We start from the raw sequence: 17,364 nt of genomic DNA, 5'->3' as shown, positions 1-17,364 counted from the left end.
CTGTTGCCCCCATCCTATCGACGGGTCGGGCCCGGCTCACCCGGATTCCCCCAGGGATCAGAATCCGCCGAGCTGCGTGCCGGAGAGCACGTGCGCGTGCACGTGGAAGACCGTCTGGCCGGCCTTGGGCCCCACGTTGAAGATCATGCGGTACTGACCGTCCGAGAGGTCGGTGGCCACTTCGTCGGCCATCTCGACGAGGTCGGCCAGGAGGTTCGGGGCGGACGCCGCCAGCGCCGACACGTCCCCGTGATGCTCGCGGGGAACCACGAGCACGTGGACCGGGGCCTTGGGGGCGATGTCGCGAAAAGCAATCGCAGAAGGCGACTCACCCACGATGTCGGCCGGGACCTCGCCCGCCACGATCTTGCAGAAGAGGCAGTCGCTACCCTCGGTGCTCGTCATACCCGCAGGCTACCGGCGTGCGGCGCGCCTCGCGCAGCGGGTCACGGACCTCGTTGCCCGACGCCGGGGGGCCGGCCCGGGCGGTCGGCGCACCTCGCGTGGCGCTCGCCACAGTCGTCCGATGTGCCGTGGTTTGGGACATGTGGGATGCTCTGCCGCATTCGACCACGACGGTGCTGTACGCCATTCTCTGTGCACGTCACGTCGTCGTGCTCGCCCTCACACACCGCACCCGCTGGAGGTCCGCGTGGCCTGGTTCATCATCGAATCGCTCGCATTCATCATCGTCGCGTTCCTGCTCGGCCTCCTCGTGGGCTGGTTGATCTGGGGACGGCGCAGCACGCGGTCCGACGAGGCCGCGTCCGCGCCCACGTCGGCTGCTGCTGACGGGTCCACGGCGGCCGCTGCCGACCGTCCCGAGAAGGCTCCGGCGAAGACGTCGGAGAAGGCTCCCGCGCAGAAGGCTCTCGAGCAGAAGACCGAGCTCGTCGCGGTCGGGTCTGCCGTCGAGTCCGACGCGAACCACCTGACCGGCGGGCCGTCCGCCGCCGACCGGGACGCCGCCCTCGAGGCCGAGCTCGCCGCCGACGCGGCGATGGTCGCGGAGACCCAGCCCGTGGCGGCCGTGACGGAGCCGGAGGCCGGCTCTTCCGAGGCTGCCCCGGTGGACGCCGCCGCTGCCGGTGACGTGGCCGGTGACGTGGCCGAGGCCGAGGCCGAGGCCGCCGAGGCTTCTGCACCCGAGGCTGCCGGGGTCGTGGCGCGGCCGGCCGCCAAGGGAGCGGCGAAGGCGGCAGCGTCGGCGGCCCGGCAGGGCACGCCCGACGACCCGGAGCTCGACGAGGCGGCTGCCGCCGAGGTGGTCGCCGAGGCCGAGGCGGTAGCCCGCCAGGCAGCCGAGGCTGCCGCCGCGGGAGAGGCCGCCGCCGAGCCCGTCGCGACCGAGCCCGCGGCCGCCGAGCCTGAGGCCGCCGCTGAGCCTGTCGCCGCCGAGGCTGAGGTCGCCGCCGAGCCGGCCGAGCCCGCCGTTGCCGCCGCGATCGCCGCCGCCCCCGAGCCGCAGGACCTGCGTCGGATCGAGGGCATCGGCCCCAAGATCGACGCCGCCCTCAAGGCCGCCGGCTACACCACGTACGCCAAGGTCGCGGCCGCCTCGGAGGCCGAGCTACGTGCCGCCATCAAGGCGTCCGGGATCAAGTTCGCGCCCGCCGCCAGCTCGTGGGCGGCCCAGGCCGAGTACCTCGCCGCGGGTGACGAGGACGGCCTGAAGGAGTACCAGGACTACCTCGTCGCGGGGCAGGAGCGCACCGGGAAGTTCAACGCCAAGGTGGACTACGCCGACGTCGACCAGATCGAGGACGAGGCCGCCAAGGCCGCCGCCATCGCCCAGGACGAGGCGGAGGCCGCCGCGCTCGCGGCAGCGCAGCCAGAGCCGGAGCCGGAGCCCGAGCCGCAGGACCTGCAGCGCATCGAGGGCATCGGGCCCAAGATCGAGGCTGCGCTCAAGGCCGCGGGCCTCACCACGTACGCCAGGGTCGCCGGTGCGTCCGAGGCCCGGCTGCGCGAGGCCATCCAGGCGGCGGGCATCACCTTCGCCCCCGCCGCGAGCTCCTGGTCCGACCAGGCGCAGTACCTCGTGGACGACGACGAGGACGGCCTGAAGGAGTACCAGGAGTACCTCGTCGCCGGGCAGGACCGCGCCGTGACGTTCCACGAGAAGGTGGACTACGCCGACGTCGACCAGATCGAGGACGACGCAGCCAAGGCCGCCGCCATCGCCCAGGACGAGGCGGAGACCGCAGCCGTCGAGGCGACGTCGGCCCCGGCCGGGACCGAGCCGGAGTCCGAGGTGAAGGCATGAGCCGACGGCGTCGTGTCGTCACGCCGATCGTGGTGACGGCCGTCGGGTTCGGGCTGCTCACCGGCGCGCAGGACACGTTCTTCCGCGACGGTGTCATCGAGGCCAAGCTCACGACCGCGTCGGAGGCGGCCCTCGCCGAGGCCGGGCTGGGCGAGGTCGAGGTGTCGTTCGCCGGGCGGGACGCGACGGTCCTGGCCCAGAACGAGGACGACGGCCGCGAGGCCGCCGACGTGGTCGAGGGCGTCGAGGGCGTGCGCGTGGTGCGGGCGCTGATGCCGGCCTGGGCCGCGGGCACCACGGGCGACGAGGACGAGGGCGAGGAGTCCTCGGCCTCGCCGAGCGCCTCCGCGAGCGCGTCTCCGAGCGCCTCTACGAGCGCGACGCCGAGCGCCTCGCCCAGCACCTCCCCCAGCACGACGCCGGCACCCACCCCGACCGCTGCGCCCCAGGCCGTGCAGGAGCAGCTGGTCGCCATCCCGGCGATCACCTTCGTCACCGACAGCGCCGACCTGACGCCGGAGGGCCGCGCGACGGTCGAGCAGGCCGCGGCGGTGCTCCTCGCCAACCCGGACATCACGGTGCGGATCGAGGGTCACACGGACTCCGTGGGCGCCGAGGACCGCAACCTCGCCCTCAGCCAGGGACGCGCGCAGACGGTGCTCACCACGCTCGTGGGGCTGGGGGTGGCGCCGGAGCGGCTGTCCGCCCAGGGCTTCGGCGAGTCGGTGCCGAAGGTGGCCGAGAGCACGCCGCAGGACCAGGCGATCAACCGCCGGGTCGACTTCGTGGTGCAGCAGACGAACTAGTTCGTCGCCGGGAGCCGGGCGCCCGGCTGATCGTTAGTTCGTCGCATGATCGGCAGCTCGAACTGCTGATCATGCGACGAACTAACGACCACGCGAGGATCCCGCCGCGAGAGCGCTCAGACCGCCCAGCGGCCCAGGCGCTCGCTCAGCATCGCGACAGCCACCGGCCCGGCCGTCGACGTCCGCAGCACGTGCGGGCCGAGGCGAGCGGCGACGGCCCCGGCGTCGGTCAGCGCGGCCAGCTCCGCCTCCGCGATGCCGCCCTCGGGCCCCACGACGACGAGCAGCTCGCGAGAGCCCCAGTCCCCGGCGGCCTGGGGCAGAGGCACCTCCGCCAGCGGCGTCGTCGCCTCCTCGTGCAGCACGACCACCACGCCGCCCGCAGCCACCACCTCGGCGGTCCGCACGGCGAGCTGCTTGGTGGTGACCGCGTCGCCCACGGTCGGCAGGCACGCCCGGCGGGCCTGCTTCGTGGCCGCCCGGACGGTGCTCACCCACCGGGCCCGGGACTTGGCGGCGCGGTCGCCCCGCCACACCACGACGGAGCGCTCGGCCTGCCAGGGCAGGATCACGTTGGCCCCCAGCTCGGTGGCGGCCTCGATCGCCATCTCGTCCCGGTCGCCCTTCGCGAGGGCCTGCACGAGCGTGAGGACCACGGACGGCGCCGGCTCGACGACGACACGTAGCACCCGCAGGTGCACCGACCCGCCCACGACCGACTCGACGACGGTCTCGAGCCGCACGCCCACGCCGTCGACCACGTCGATGCGCTCACCCGGGCCCCGGCGCTGCACGACGCCCGCGTGCCGGCCCTCGGACCCGTCGAGCACGTAGACCGACCCCTCGCCGTAGCTGGAGAGCGGTGTGGCGGACGACGTCTCCGCGAGGAATACGGGCGCGCTCATCCTCTCAGCGTCCGGAGAGCTTGTCGCGCAGCCGCGAGAACACGCCCGGGTGCGCGGCGGACAGCCGCGGGTCGGGCCGCTCCTCGCCGCGCAGGCGCGCGAGGGTCTGCAGCAGCTCCTCCTGCTCGGTGTCCAGCGCCGTGGGCACCAGGACCTCGATGTGCACGTTGAGGTCGCCGCGGCCGTTCGCGTGCAGGTGCCCCACTCCGAGCCCCTTGAGGGTGACGACCTGCCCCGGCTGGGTGCCCGGGCGGAGGTCGATCTCCTGCGGCCCGTCGAGGGTGTCGAGCTCCAGCACGGTCCCGAGGGCCGCCGCCGTCATCGGCACCTGGAGGGTGCAGTGCAGGTCGTCGCCACGGCGCACGAACGTGTCGTGGGCCCGCTCGCGGATCTCGACGTAGAGGTCTCCGGCCGGCCCGCCACCGGGGCCCACCTCGCCCTGCGCGGTGAGCTTGATGCGCGTCCCGGTGTCGACGCCGGCCGGGACGTTGACGGTCACCGTGCGGCGCGAGCGCACGCGGCCCTCGCCGGCGCAGTCCGCGCACGGCTCCGGGATGACGGTGCCGAAGCCGCCGCAGGCCGCGCAGGGCGCGGTCGTCATGACCTGGCCGAGGAACGACCGGGCCACCCGCTGCACGGAACCGCGGCCGTGGCACACGTCGCAGGTGCGAGCCGACGTGCCCGGGCGCGCGCCGTCGCCGCCGCACGTGGAGCACGCCACGGCGGTGTCGACCTGGAGCTCGCGCTTGGTCCCGAACGTGGCCTCAGCCAGGTCGAGGTCGAGGCGCACGAGCGCGTCGTTGCCCCGCCGGGCGCGGGGCACGGGGCCGGCCGGCTGCCCGCCGCCGAAGAACGTCTCGAAGATGTCCTGGAAGCCGAAGCCGTTGCCGAAGCCGCCTCCCGCACCGCCGCCGGGGGCGGTCGGGTCGACGCCCATGTCGTACTGCTGGCGCTTGTCCGCGTTGGACAGCACCTCGTACGCGCGCGCGACGTCCTTGAACCGTTCTTCGCCGGCCTCGCCCGCGACGTCCGGGTGGAGCTCACGCGCGAGCTTGCGGTACGCCTTCTTGATCTGCTCGGGCGTGGCGTCGCGCTGGACGCCGAGGATCTCGTAGTAGTCGGTCACAGGTCTCTCTTCGCAGACGGTTCGGTCGGCTGGTCAGGTAACGGTGCAGTTGCTCGACGCCGGTCGCGCGCCCGGGTGCACCGGGTCGTGCGAGCGAGGGCCGGGCGGGCTCAGGTGGACGTCACGTGGGCAGGACCCGGGAGAGGTAGCGGGCGACGGCGCGTACCGCGGCGATGGTGCCCGGGTAGTCCATCCGGGTGGGGCCGATCGAGCCGAGGATGGCGAGCGTGTCGCCGTCCGTACCGTAGCCGGAGGAGACCACCGACGCCTCGGTCAGGCCCTCGAGCCGGTTCTCGTGGCCGATCCGGACGGCGACGCTCTGGTCGGCGACCATCTCGGTGAGCAGGCCGAGCAGGACGACCTGCTCCTCGAGCGCCTCCAGCACCGGGCTCAGCCCCTGCTCGAACCGCATGCCGGCCCGCGCGAGGTTGGCCTGCCCGGCGAGCACGATGCGCTCCTCGCCCTCCTCGCCGAGGGTCTCGGTGACGAGCTCGGCGACAGCGGCGGCCAAGGGCCGGACCTCCGGGGGCAGCGCGACGGTGACCCGCTCGAAAGCCGCCCCGACGTCGGCCAGCCGCTTGCCGGCCGCCGCCGCGTTCAGGCGGGCGCGGAGCTCGCCGAGCAGGCCGTCGTCCAGGCCGGGCGTCACGTCGAGGAACCGCTGCTCCACCCGCCCGGTGTCGGTGATGACCACGACGAGCAGCCGGTTCTCCCCGGTGGGCACCAGCTCCAGGTGCCGCAGGCCAGACCGCCGGAGCGACGGGTACTGCACCACGGCGACCTGGCCGGTGAGCTGGGCGATCAGGCGGCCGGCCCGGGTCATCACGTCGTCCAGGTCCACCGCCTCGGACAAGAACGTCTCGATCGCGCGCTTCTGCGGCTGCGAGAGCGGCTTGACCTCGGCGAGCCGGTCCACGAAGAGGCGGTAGCCCTTGTCCGTCGGGATGCGCCCGGCAGACGTGTGCGGCTGCGCGATGTACCCGGCCTCCTCGAGGGCGGCCATGTCGTTGCGCACCGTGGCGGGCGAGACACCGAGCTGGTGCCGCTCCGTGAGCACGCGCGAGCCCACGGGCTCCCTCGTGCGGACGTAGTCCTCCACGATGGCCCGCAGCACGTCCAGCCTGCGATCCTCACTCATCGCGCGCACCTCCGTCCGGCACTCTCGGTTCCTGAGTGCTAATTCTACGCGGGGCGACCGACACTACCGGTGCGCAGCGCCGAGGCAAGGGGCTGGACCGCCTCGGCGAGCGCCTCGGACGCGTGCCGGCTCATCCCCACCGCGTTCGCGAAGCCGTGCACGTGGCCCGTCACGACCTGCACGGTGGTGGGCACCCCGGCGTCGCGCAGGCGGGCCGCGTAGGCGAGCCCCTCGTCCCGGAGCACGTCGAAACCGGCGACGACGACGTGGGCGGGCGCCACACCGGCAAGGTCCTCGGCGAGCATCGGGGAGACGCGCGGGTCGGCCGCGGGAACGCCGTCGGTCAGGTACTTGTCGTGGTACCAGGACAAGCGGTCGGCCGCCAGGGCGTACCCGTCGAAGAGGGCCTCGGACGGGTACCTGCGCGTCATGTCGGTGCCCGGGTAGAGCAGGAGCTGGAACACCGGCCCGCCGTCCGCGTCGTCGCGCGTGAGGTTGGCCACCACCGCGGCGAGGTTGCCGCCCGCGCTGTCCCCCGCGACGGCGACCGGCAGCGGGACGTCCGACCACGGGCCCGGCTGGTCGCGGACGTGGCGGAACACGTCCAGGGAGTCGGTCAGGGCGGCCGGGAAGGGGTGCTCCGGGGCGAGGGCGTAGCCGACCGAGAGCACCACGGCGTTCATGGCCCGGGCGAGGAAGCGGCAGACCGGGTCGGCGGTGTCGAGGTCGCCGAGCACGAAGCCCCCGCCGTGGAGGTACACCACCACCCCGTCCGGAGACCTGGAGGGGTCCGCCTGGTAGACGCGGACGGGGACGGGCCCGCGGGAGCCCAGGACCTCGGCGTCCTCGACGCGCCGTACGGGCACGGGGTCGTGGAGGAGGCGGGCCTCCAGCGCGACCCGGGCACGGGCCCGCTCGACGGTCTCGCCCGGCCGCGGCCGCAGGAGCGGCGCGAGCCGCAGCGCGGCCTGCACCTCGGGGTAGAGCCGCTGCCCGTCGACCACGTGCGGGGGCCCGGCCAGGACCCGTACCACGGGCCTCGGCAGCCGTCCCACCGCGCGCACGACGGCCCGGATCGCACGTTCAGCCCGATCGCGCACGTCCGCACCTCCTTCGCGCCTGGTCCGGGCCCGGTCGGGCCCGCCTACTCCGGTCTGCCCAGCCTGGCGCGGACGGCGGCGCCGAGCACCCGCGCCCTCCCGGCGACCGCCGCGCCCGCGTGCTTCGCGGCGTCGGCCGGCTTGCCGTTCATCGCCGCGATCAGCGCGTCGAGCGTGGGCAGGTCGATCGCCCCCTGGGAGAAGATGGCGGCCGCCCGCAGCGGCAGCTCGCGAGTCGACCGCTCGTACATCAGCCGGGTCGCCTCGTCGTCGGACTCGTCCACCGGGGTCCTCCGGACGATCGCCCGCTGGAGCAGCGCGCCGAGGCGCGTGCGCGCCGCGACCTCCCCGACCAGCGAGTCCCGCGTGAACGGCCGCACCGGGCGCGGGGTGGGCACGGGGCGCCCCAGCCTGCGGGCGAACGCCTCGTCCGTGCGGGCGACCGGCTCGGCGTCGGCGGGCTCGGGCGCCGAGGTGACACCGCCCTCGACCTCGACGGGGAGCGTCGCCACGACGTCGGCGGAGCTCCGGGCCACCTCCACCTCGAACCGGCCCACGGGCGTGCGCCAGCCGGGCGCCCCCGCGTCGTAGAACGCGAACGCGCGTGCGGGCACCCGCACCTGGACCTCGCGGCTCTCGCCCGGAGCGAGGTGGACCTTCGCGAAGCCGGCGAGCTCGCGGCGGGGGCGGAGCACCACGCCCGTCGCGTCGTGGACGTACACCTGGACGACGTCGGACCCCGCTCGGCCACCCGTGTTCGTCACGGTCACCGTGACCGTGGCGCCGTCGCCCGGCGTGAGGATCTCCCGGTCGAGCGCCGCGCCGTCCCACGCGAAGGTGGTGTAACCGAGGCCGAACCCGAACGGGTACGCGGGCTCGATCCCGGACGTGACGTGGTGCCGGTAGCCGACCATGAGGCCTTCCCGGTGCTCCACCATATGCGGGTGCCCCGGGAACCACGGGTCCGACGCGACGTCCTCCTGCCGGGCCGGGAAGGTCTCCGCCAGGCGTCCGCCCGGCTCCGCGTCGCCGAACAGCACGTCGACGAGCGCGGCGCCCCCTGCCTGCCCACCCAGGTACGACTCCAGGATCGCCGCGACGCGGTCCCGCCACGGGAGCAGCACGGGTCCCCCGTTGGACAGGGCCACCACGGTGCGCGGGTTCACCGCCGCCACGGCGGTCACGAGCGCGTCGTGCTGCGCGGGCAGGGCCAGGTCCTCGCGGTCGAACCCCTCGCTCTCGCGGACCGCCGGCAGCCCGACCAGCACGACCGCGACGTCGGCCGCGGCCGCCACGTCGATCGCCTCCGCGAGGAGCGCCGCGTCGTCGGCCGACCGCGCCGGGTCGTAGCCCCGCGCGTACGTGACCTCGACGCCGCGGGCGCGCAGCTCGTCGAGCGCCGACGTGACCCGCGTGGGGTTCACCTGGGACGACCCCGCTCCCTGGTACCGCGGCTCCTCCGCGAAGGCGCCCACGACCGCGAGCCGCGTCCCCGGCGCGAGCGGCAGCAGCCCGTCGTTCCGCAGCAGGACGGTGCCGGCCGCCGCGGCCCGGCGGGCAAGGGCGTCGTCGGCCTCGCGCAGGTGGTCCGGGACCACGCCGGGCGCGTCGTCGGGCTGGGGCGCCCGGGCCACGAGGTCGAGCACCCGCTGGGCCGACGTCGTCACCGCCCCCTCCGCGAGCGCCCCGGTGCGGACCGCCTCGTGGACCTCCGCGTCGAAGAGCCCGCGACTGCCCGGCATCTCCAGGTCGAGCCCCGCGGCCACGCCCGCGGCGCGGTCGTGCACGGCGGCCCAGTCGCTCATGACCAGCCCGTGGAACCCCCACTCGTCACGAAGGATCTGCGTGAGCAGCCCGGGGTGCTCCGTGGTGTGGAGGCCGTCGAGCAGGTTGTACGACGCCATCACCGTCCAGGGCCGGGCGTGCCGCACCGCGTGCTCGAAGCCCGCCAGGTAGATCTCGCGGAGGGTGCGCTCGTCGACGACCACGTCGACGACGAACCGGTGGGACTCCTGGTTGTTCGCCGCGAAGTGCTTGAGGCACGCGCCCACGCCCTGCGACTGGATGCCCTCGGTCAGCGCGGCGGCCATACGACCGCTCACGACCGGGTCCTCGGAGAGGTACTCGAAGTTGCGCCCGCACAGCGGGTGGCGCTTGATGTTGAGCCCGGGCCCCAGGACGACGCCGACGCCGAGCGCCCGCGCCTCCGCCCCGACGGCGCGGCCCACCTCGGCGGCGAGGTCCTCGTCCCAGGAGCTCGCCAGGGTCACCGCGGGCGGGAAGCAGGTCGCGGGCTCGCTGCGCCCGATCCCCAGGTGGTCACCGGCACCGCGCTGGTACCGCAGCCCGTGCGGGCCGTCGCTCAGCACCACCGCGGGGACGTCGTGGTCGGGAAGAGGCTGGGTCAGCCAGGACCCGCTGCCCGACAGCAGGGAGACGCGCTCGTCGAGGGTGAGGTCGCTCGCGGGAGGCGTCGTCGTCATGGCGTTCATCCAACCAGGGGCAAGGTGCAGGGGCACGCCCACCCGCCGCCCGCCCGCCGAGATAGTGCCTCCGTCCGACGAAGTCACTATCTCGGCAAGGCTTCCCCGCCGAGATAGTCACCTCGTCCGACGAAGTCACTATCTCGGCAGGGGGACACGCGGTGCGCGGCTACCCCGGGGAGGCGCCCGAGCGCCCTAGGCTCGCGACCGTGCGAGACGACCGCTACAGCTCCGACGTCCTGTCCCCGTCCTTCCCGGGCGCGGCCCGCGGGCGGCGACCCGCCTCGACGCTGATGCCGGCGGAGCTCGGGCTCGTGGTGGAGGACGTCGACACCGGCTGGGTGGGCGCCGTGGTGCGGGTGGAGAAGTCGGGCGGGATGCACGTGGTGGTCCTCGAGGACCGGCGCGGCCGCAACCGGACGTTCCCGCTGGGCCCCGGGTTCTGGGTGGAGGGCCGGCCGGTCGAGCTGACCGCCCCCGTGGTGTCCCGCGCTCCCGCCGCCCCGACGAGGACCGCCTCCGGCTCCGTCGCCGTGCACGGCGCCCGCGCCCGGGTGGCGCGCGGCAGCCGCATCTGGGTCGAGGGCAAGCACGACGCCGAGCTCGTCGAGAAGGTGTGGGGCGACGACCTGCGGATCGAGGGCGTCGTGGTCGAGATGCTCGACGGCGTGGACCATCTCGCCGACCGGCTGGCCGGGTTCGAGCCGGACCCGGAGCGCCGGGTGGGCGTGCTGGTGGACCACCTGGTGCCGGGCTCCAAGGAGCAGCGGCTGGCCGACGAGGCGCTGCGCACCGTCCCGGCGGGGACCGTGCTGGTGCTGGGGCACCCCTACGTCGACGTGTGGCAGGCAGTGCGCGCCGAGCGCCTCGGCCTCGCGCGCTGGCCGGTGATCGAGCGGGGTACGGAGTGGAAGCGCGGGATCCTCCGCGAGCTCGGCTGGCCCGCAGACACCCAGGAGGACGTGGCCCGGGCCTGGAAGCGGATCCTCGGCACCGTCCGGGACTTCCGCGACCTCGACCCGGCCCTGCTGGGCCGGGTCGAGGAGCTGATCGACTTCGTGACTGCCTGAGGCGGCCTCAGACCGCGGCGACCGGGCCGCCGGTCAGGCGGCGGAACGCGTAGGCGATCGCGATCGTGACGACCGGGACCACCACGAAGAGCCCGAGACCGCACGGGATCGACCCCAGGATCATCAGGCCCAGCGCGGCGAGGAGCAGCAGGAAGACCGGGCCGAAGTTCTGCGCCACCAGGCGGAAGCTCGTGGTGAACGCCTCCCAGGCGCCGAGGCCCTTGTCATGCACGTTGTGGTAGGTGAACGTCGCGAACACGATGATCGCCAGACCGGGCAGTACGCAGGCGAAGAGGCCCACGGTCGTCAGGATCGCGACGATCACCGCGGCCAGGATGACCGTGCCGATCCGGTCGGCGGAGAAGAAGGAGGCCAGGGTGGGCTTCTCGCCCGACACCTCCTTGAGCGCCGCCCGGACGGCGAGCGCCTGCAGGACCGCCGAGATCACGGCGCCGAGGATCGACAGCGCCGTCGCCCCGAAGGCGACGCCGGTCTGCGCCAGCGTGCGCCCCTCGAGGGCGGCGTTCATCTGCTCCTGGTAGTCGCTGATCTGGCCGCTGTTGAACGCACCCCCGACCACCGCGAGGATCACGACGTACAGGATCCAGGCGAGGGCGTTGCCCTTGAACCTGTTCCACCCGAACGAGAGCGCCTCGCCGACGCCGAAGCCGCCCGTGGACGCACCGCCCGGCGTCCCGTAGGAGCCGCCCGACCCGCCGTAGGCCGGCATCGCCGGGTAGTTGCCCGGCGGGGTCGTGCCCGGGTCGGGGGCCCCGTACGGGCCGCCCGACGACGGACCCGTGCCGGACGACGAGCTGCCGTAGGCGGGAGTCCCCGACGACGGGCCCGTGCCGTACCCCGGCGGCTCGGCCGCGGCCGAGTACGGCGTGGGCTCTGCCGGCGGGTTGAAGGGCTCCGGCTCGATGGGGCCCGGCACCGGCTCGGCCGGGCCGGGCTCGACCGGTTCGGGGCGCACCGGGGCCGGGTCGTACGGCTCGGGCCGCACGGGGTCGGGCAGGACCGGCTCCGGGTCGGACGGCCGTGGCTGCTCCGGGTCAGGCTCGGAGGGGCGCGGGGCGTACGGGTCGGTCGGCGTGCTCTCGCCGTACCGGTCGGGCTCGTTCGGGTCGCGCGGCACGCCGGGCGTGTTCTCGCTCATGTGTTCCCTCTCCTCGGGGGCCTCCTGAGGACCAACTCTGAACTGCTGGTCGAGGGATCGCGACCCGAACGAGCCGTCCGTCAGGAGACGACGACCTGCTGGCCCTCGAGCCGGCGGTACAGGTACCCACCCATGAGGACGAGCACCGGGACCACCACGAGGAGGCCGATGCCGCAGGCGAGGGCCCCGGCGATCGACAGGCCGATCACCACGAGGAACGCCAGGATGGCGACCCCGACGTTGGACGACACGAGGCGCACGCTCGACCGGATGGCGGTCAGGCCGTCCTGCCCCTGGTCGAGCACGTAGTACGGCGCCGCGAGGAAGAAGAAGCTGATCAGGAGCTGCAGCAACCAGCCGACGCCCGGCACGAGCGCCACCAGGTTGACGAGCGCCTGGAGCACGGCGAACGTCGCCACGCCGCCCCAGTTGCTGATCGTGAAGAACGCGCCGAACGAGGCAGACCCGTCCCGGGTCTGCACCAGCGCCCCCTGGTACAGGACGAAGCCGATGATCGACGCGACGACCGACCCCACCATCGTGAGGAGCTGCCCGACGAAGGTCACCTCCTCCACGCCGGCGGCGGCCGCCTCCATCGCTGCCGGGTCGGCCAGCAGCACGGGGTCGGTGAGGACACGGAACAGGTCGCCCAGCGCCGGGGTCGTGAGCAGCGTGATGAGGAACGCCGCGACAGCGACGAGGAACGTGACGACGAGCCAGATGCCGGCGTTGCGCCCGAACGCCGAGAACCCGTACCCGACGGCCTCCCCCACCCGCACGGGACCCGCGGGCTGAGACATCCGGTTCCAGTCGGGCGTCTGCGGGGCCGACGGCGGCCCGTACGGGCTCGCGTACGCGCCCGGCGCACCGTAGGCAGGCATCCCGGACTGGCCCGGCTGTCCGGGCTCGTCAGTCTGGGGTGCGTACGCGCCGTACATCGGCTGCGGCCGGGCCGGCGGCTCGGGCTGCGCCTGCGCCTGCGGCTGCTGCGGCTGCGGCGAGGCCTCAGGAGCGGAGGGCTCCGGTGTCGCCGGCTGCTGGGGCTCCGGCGCCGGGCCGGCGGCGTTGGTGTCACTCATTGGGGCTCACCCTTCATGGAGATGTGGCCAGATAACGTACAGATCGGGCAAGGAGTTCCGGTCAGGCCGGCTGTCCGCCGGTCAGCCGGACATAGGCATAGGCGCCCAGCAGGAGGGTCAGTGGCATCGCCACCACGAGGCCGATCACCGGCACCAGGCCCGCCACTGCGGAGACCGCGACGACACCGAGGTAGACCATCACGACGGCGCCCAGGTTCTTGCTGGCGAGGTGGTAGCTGGACCGGACCGCATCCAGCAGGCCCAGACCCCGGTCGAGGGTGAAGAAGAGCGTGAACTGCAGGAGGAACGCGACCGCGATGCCTGGCAGATAGAACACGAGCGTGCCGAGTAACGTCAGCAACCCGACCACGAAGCTGTCGAGGAGGGCACGCCCGTAGCCCGGCACCTGGAGCAGGGAGGCCCCGGTGATCGACACCCCGCGCGCCACGCGCAGCACAAGGGAGTACAGGAACGGACCGGTGAGCCACAGCAGGACCACGCCCGCGGCGAGCCACGCGGCGAACGCACCGTGCGGCACCTCGACCGGGAACTCCTCCCCCTGGCTCAGCGCAACGAACGAGCCCAACCCCAGGAAATACCACACCATCGCGACCCCGGTGACGCCCAGGACGACGATCGTGTACACCAGCGACACGCCCGTCAGAGGCAGCCAGTTCCGCGTGAACCGGCTCCACGCCCAGGAGAACGCCTCGCTCAGGATCGAGCTGGACTGCGGACGGGGCGCATAGCCGGGGTGCGGGCCGTACCCGGGCGGCGGGCCGTACCCGGGCGGCGGCGCAGAGGGCTCGGTCGGTACGGCGTTGTTCATGGGTTCCTTTTCGGGGGTGCTGCGTCGCAGGTCGGGCACAGAGTAGCGTCCGCCTCCGACACGCCTCGGGCACCGCGGGGAGGGTGCCGGTCGCCTCAGTCGGTGAGCTCGCGGACCACCGTGTCGGCCAGCAGCCGGCCGCGCAGCGTCAGGACGCCGCGTCCGCTGATCGCGGCCCGGCCGTCGAGCAGCCCTCGGGCCACCAGACCCCCCACCGCGGTACGCGCCGACGGCGAGAGCACGCCCAGGTCGAGCCCTTCACGGAGCCGCACGCCCAGCATGACGCGCTCCAGGTGGTGCTCGGCAGGCGTCAGGAGCTCTCGCCCCGCGCCCGGGCTCGTCCCCGCCTCCAGCAGCGCGGCGTACCGGCGCGGGTGCTTCACGTTCCACCAACGGACGCCGGCGGCCTCTGCCGCACCAGCTTCCCCGTGCTCCGTGGCCGCGGCGACGTACGAGTGGGCCCCAGGCCCGACGCCCCACCAGTCGTGCCCTCGCCAGTAGGCCAGGTTGTGCCGGCAGGCGTGCTCGTCCCCGCGCGCCCAGTTGCTCACCTCGTACCAGGTCAGGCCTGCCTCGGTGAGGAGCGCGTCGGCCAGCTCGTACTTGGCTGCCTGGTCGTCCTCGTCGGGCAGCGTCACTTCGCCGCGGCGCACCTGCGCCGCCATCTTGGTGCCCTGCTCCACCACGAGCGCATAGGCGGAGACGTGGTCGACGCCGGTCGCGAGCGCTGTCTCCACCGACGTACGCCAGTCGTCGAGCGACTCGCCCGGCGTGCCGTAGATGAGGTCGAGCGAGACGTCGAGCCCGGCGTCGCGCGCCCAGCGCACCACGTCCGGGATCCGCAGCGGGTCGTGCGTCCGCTCCAGCGTCGCGAGCACGTGAGGCACGGCGGACTGCATGCCGAAGGAGACGCGCGTGAACCCGGCCTCGGCCAGGACCGCCAGGTACTCCGGGGTCACCGAGTCGGGGTTGGCCTCCGTGGTGACCTCGGCGCCGGGCTCCAGGCCCCAGGCGTCACGGACGCCGGCCAGGATCCGCGCGAGGTGGGCGGCCGGCAGCATCGTCGGTGTCCCGCCGCCGAAGAAGACGGTGGACACCGGGCGCTGCGGCAGCCCGACGTCGGCCAGGACCTTGCTCGCCAGGTCCACCTCGCGCAGGGCCGTGGTCGCATAGGCCACCTGCGACGCCCCGCCGCCGAGCTCCGACGCCGTGTAGGTGTTGAAGTCGCAGTAGCCACAGCGCACCGTGCAGAACGGCACGTGCACGTAGACGCCGAAAGGCCGGGCGCCCGCGGTGCCGGAGCCGCCCGGGGCGACCCCCGCGGGGGACGACGCGACCCAGGGAGGCAACCGGCCGTCGCCCCCACCCCACGAAGCGTCCTCGCTTCGCTGCGGCGCTTCGCGGGGACCCCGGGGTTCGGGCACCGGGACGCCCTCGGGAAGGGACGGCACGTTACTTCCGCTTGTCCTTCGCGTCCTTGACCGCTGCCGAGTCCGAGGAGAGCGCTGCGATGAAGGCGTCCTTCGGGACCTCGACGGACCCGATGGTCTTCATGCGCTTCTTGCCCTCCTTCTGCTTCTCGAGCAGCTTGCGCTTACGGGAGATGTCGCCGCCGTAGCACTTGGCGAGGACGTCCTTGCGCATGGCGCGGATGGTCTCGCGGGCGATGACGCGCGCGCCGATCGCGGCCTGGATCGGCACCTCGAACTGCTGGCGCGGGATGAGGTCCTTGAGCTTGCCCGTCATCATCACGCCGTACGCGTACGCCTTGTCGCGGTGCGCGATCGCGCTGAACGCGTCCACGTGGTCGCCCTGGAGGAGGATGTCGACCTTCACCAGGTCGGCGGCCTGGTCGCCCGAGGTCTCGTAGTCGAGCGAGGCGTAGCCGCGGGTGCGGGACTTGAGCTGGTCGAAGAAGTCGAACACGATCTCGGCGAGCGGCAGCGTGTACCGCATCTCGACGCGCTCCTGGGAGATGTGGTCCATGCCGCCGAGCACGCCGCGCTTGGTCTGGCAGAGCTCCATGACAGCACCGATGAACTCCGACGGGCACAGGATCGTCGCCTTGACGATCGGCTCGCGGATCTCCTTGATCTTGCCGCCCGGGAACTCGCTCGGGTTGGTCACCGTGACCACGGTGTTGTCCTCGAGCGTCACCTCGTAGATGACGTTCGGTGCGGTGGAGATCAGGTCGAGGTCGAACTCGCGCTCCAGGCGCTCCCGCACGATCTCGAGGTGCAGCAGGCCGAGGAAGCCCACGCGGAACCCGAAGCCGAGCGCCACGGACGTCTCCGGCTCGTAGTTGAGCGCGGCGTCGTTGAGCTTGAGCTTGTCCAGCGCGTCCCGGAGGGCGGGGTAGTCCGAGCCGTCGACCGGGTAGAGGCCCGAGAACACCATGGGCTTGGGATCGGAGTAGCCCCCGAGGGCGTCCGTGGCCGGCTTGCCGGCGTTGGTCACCGTGTCGCCCACCTTCGACTGGCGCACGTCCTTCACGCCGGTGATCAGGTAGCCGACCTCGCCGACGCCCAGGCCCTTGGTGGGCTGCGGCTCGGGCGAGGTGACGCCGATCTCCAGGAGCTCGTGCGTGGCACGGGTCGACATCATGACGATCTTCTCGCGCGGGTTCAGGCTGCCGTCGATCACCCGGACGTACGTGACGACGCCGCGATAGGTGTCGTAGACCGAGTCGAAGATCATGGCGCGCGCCGGGGCCTCCGGGTCGCCCTGGGGCGCCGGCACCTCCTCGACGATGCGGTCCAGGAGTGCCTCGACCCCCACCCCCGTCTTGCCCGACACGCGCAGGACCGACTCGGGGTCGACGCCCACCAGGCCGGCGATCTCCTCGGCGTACTTCTCCGGCTGCGCGGCAGGGAGGTCGATCTTGTTCAGCACCGGGATGATCGCGAGGTCGTTCTCCATCGCCAGGTACAGGTTGGCGAGAGTCTGCGCCTCGATGCCCTGCGCGGCGTCGACGAGCAGCACCGCGCCCTCGCACGCCGCAAGGCTGCGCGAGACCTCGTAGGTGAAGTCGACGTGACCCGGGGTGTCGATCATGTTGAGGGCGTGCGGGGTCCCGTCGACCTCCCACGGCATGCGGACGGCCTGCGACTTGATGGTGATGCCGCGCTCCCGCTCGATGTCCATGCGGTCGAGGTACTGCGCACGCATGGCGCGTGCATCGACCACACCTGTCAGCTGGAGCATGCGGTCCGCCAGCGTGGACTTGCCGTGGTCGATGTGCGCGATGATGCAGAAGTTGCGGATCAGCTCCGCCGGCGTGGCGTTGGGCTGGATGCGCGCGGCGTTCTGCGGAGAAGGAATCGGGGGCACCCGCCTATTCTCCCACGCGGGCGGGCACGGCCGCACGCACGCGGTGGCGTGCTCCAGCCCGCGCTTCACCCCG

Annotated in this window: 14 protein-coding genes; 3 read left to right on the top strand and 11 right to left on the bottom strand. The window is 73.4% G+C overall.

Going from position 1 to position 17,364, the window contains the following annotated elements; genetic code table 11:
• Positions 1-57: 57 nt before the first annotated feature.
• Positions 58-405: a histidine triad nucleotide-binding protein gene (locus D1350_RS16000; protein ID WP_125777038.1), complete on the bottom strand. Its 348-nt coding sequence runs from the start codon at positions 403-405 to the stop codon at positions 58-60.
• A 247-nt stretch (positions 406-652) separates the two neighbouring features.
• Here D1350_RS16000 and D1350_RS15995 point away from each other — a divergent pair, with 247 nt between their 5' ends.
• Together D1350_RS15995 and D1350_RS15990 are read left to right on the top strand one after the other, a co-directional pair.
• Positions 653-2,266, top strand: coding sequence for a helix-hairpin-helix domain-containing protein (locus D1350_RS15995; RefSeq protein WP_125777037.1), 1,614 nt, complete (start codon positions 653-655; stop codon positions 2,264-2,266).
• Positions 2,263-3,072, top strand: a complete 810-nt coding sequence (locus D1350_RS15990; protein ID WP_125777036.1) for an OmpA family protein — start codon at positions 2,263-2,265, stop codon at positions 3,070-3,072. The genes D1350_RS15995 and D1350_RS15990 overlap by 4 nt, the downstream gene beginning before the upstream one ends.
• Positions 3,073-3,188: 116 nt before the next feature.
• Here the strand turns inward: D1350_RS15990 and D1350_RS15985 are convergent, their stop codons facing one another.
• From D1350_RS15985 to D1350_RS15965, 5 genes are all read right to left on the bottom strand, one after another.
• Positions 3,189-3,977, bottom strand: coding sequence for a 16S rRNA (uracil(1498)-N(3))-methyltransferase (locus tag D1350_RS15985; RefSeq protein ID WP_125777035.1), 789 nt, complete (start codon positions 3,975-3,977; stop codon positions 3,189-3,191).
• A 4-nt stretch (positions 3,978-3,981) separates the two neighbouring features.
• A complete protein-coding gene (gene dnaJ, locus D1350_RS15980; protein ID WP_125777034.1) occupies positions 3,982-5,103 on the bottom strand; it encodes a molecular chaperone DnaJ in 1,122 nt (373 codons plus the stop codon).
• A gap of 121 nt (positions 5,104-5,224) precedes the next feature.
• Positions 5,225-6,241, bottom strand: a complete 1,017-nt coding sequence (hrcA, locus tag D1350_RS15975) for a heat-inducible transcriptional repressor HrcA (RefSeq protein ID WP_125777033.1) — start codon at positions 6,239-6,241, stop codon at positions 5,225-5,227.
• Between the two features lie 44 nt (positions 6,242-6,285).
• Positions 6,286-7,341: an alpha/beta hydrolase gene (locus D1350_RS15970; protein WP_125777032.1), complete on the bottom strand. Its 1,056-nt coding sequence runs from the start codon at positions 7,339-7,341 to the stop codon at positions 6,286-6,288.
• A 44-nt stretch (positions 7,342-7,385) separates the two neighbouring features.
• Positions 7,386-9,824 (bottom strand): glycoside hydrolase family 3 C-terminal domain-containing protein, encoded by a 2,439-nt coding sequence (locus tag D1350_RS15965; RefSeq protein ID WP_206074566.1) that lies wholly within the window; start codon positions 9,822-9,824, stop codon positions 7,386-7,388.
• A gap of 209 nt (positions 9,825-10,033) precedes the next feature.
• On the opposite strand from D1350_RS15965, the gene D1350_RS15960 reads away from it, so the two are divergent.
• A complete protein-coding gene (locus D1350_RS15960; protein ID WP_125777030.1) occupies positions 10,034-10,894 on the top strand; it encodes a DUF3097 domain-containing protein in 861 nt (286 codons plus the stop codon).
• 7 nt (positions 10,895-10,901) lie between these two features.
• Here D1350_RS15960 and D1350_RS15955 read toward each other — a convergent pair whose 3' ends face one another.
• From D1350_RS15955 to lepA, 5 genes are all read right to left on the bottom strand, one after another.
• Complete coding sequence (locus D1350_RS15955) at positions 10,902-12,053, bottom strand: DUF2189 domain-containing protein (protein WP_125777029.1); 1,152 nt, start codon at positions 12,051-12,053, stop codon at positions 10,902-10,904.
• An 80-nt stretch (positions 12,054-12,133) separates the two neighbouring features.
• Complete coding sequence (locus tag D1350_RS15950; RefSeq protein WP_125777028.1) at positions 12,134-13,132, bottom strand: hypothetical protein; 999 nt, start codon at positions 13,130-13,132, stop codon at positions 12,134-12,136.
• 61 nt (positions 13,133-13,193) lie between these two features.
• Positions 13,194-13,961 carry a hypothetical protein gene (locus D1350_RS15945; RefSeq protein ID WP_125777027.1) on the bottom strand — a complete coding sequence of 256 codons (768 nt, stop codon included), beginning with the start codon at positions 13,959-13,961 and terminating at the stop codon, positions 13,194-13,196.
• A gap of 95 nt (positions 13,962-14,056) precedes the next feature.
• On the bottom strand, positions 14,057-15,310 hold the full coding sequence (hemW, locus tag D1350_RS15940; protein WP_125777026.1) for a radical SAM family heme chaperone HemW: 1,254 nt from the start codon (positions 15,308-15,310) through the stop codon (positions 14,057-14,059).
• Between the two features lie 103 nt (positions 15,311-15,413).
• Entirely contained in the window at positions 15,414-17,291 is a 1,878-nt protein-coding gene (gene lepA, locus D1350_RS15935; RefSeq protein ID WP_276313761.1) for a translation elongation factor 4, read from the bottom strand.
• Positions 17,292-17,364: the final 73 nt, after the last annotated feature.

Origin of the sequence: Antribacter gilvus (genome assembly GCF_003946865.1) — a bacterium.
Lineage (GTDB): Bacteria > Actinomycetota > Actinomycetes > Actinomycetales > Cellulomonadaceae > Antribacter > Antribacter gilvus.
Note: the sequence above shows the minus strand (reverse complement) of the source record. Positions and strands in the feature narration are given on the sequence as shown.

What these genes read in the sequence shown, in the direction of transcription:
- D1350_RS15950 (WP_125777028.1), bottom strand. Translation starts at nt 13,132, where the DNA reads ATGAGTGACACCAACGCCGCCGGCCCGGCGCCGGAGCCCCAGCAGCCG.
- D1350_RS15990 (WP_125777036.1), top strand. Translation starts at nt 2,263, where the DNA reads ATGAGCCGACGGCGTCGTGTCGTCACGCCGATCGTGGTGACGGCCGTC.
- D1350_RS15945 (WP_125777027.1), bottom strand. Translation starts at nt 13,961, where the DNA reads ATGAACAACGCCGTACCGACCGAGCCCTCTGCGCCGCCGCCCGGGTAC.
- D1350_RS16000 (WP_125777038.1), bottom strand. Translation starts at nt 405, where the DNA reads ATGACGAGCACCGAGGGTAGCGACTGCCTCTTCTGCAAGATCGTGGCG.
- hrcA (WP_125777033.1), bottom strand. Translation starts at nt 6,241, where the DNA reads ATGAGTGAGGATCGCAGGCTGGACGTGCTGCGGGCCATCGTGGAGGAC.
- D1350_RS15965 (WP_206074566.1), bottom strand. Translation starts at nt 9,824, where the DNA reads ATGACGACGACGCCTCCCGCGAGCGACCTCACCCTCGACGAGCGCGTC.
- D1350_RS15985 (WP_125777035.1), bottom strand. Translation starts at nt 3,977, where the DNA reads ATGAGCGCGCCCGTATTCCTCGCGGAGACGTCGTCCGCCACACCGCTC.
- D1350_RS15955 (WP_125777029.1), bottom strand. Translation starts at nt 12,053, where the DNA reads ATGAGCGAGAACACGCCCGGCGTGCCGCGCGACCCGAACGAGCCCGAC.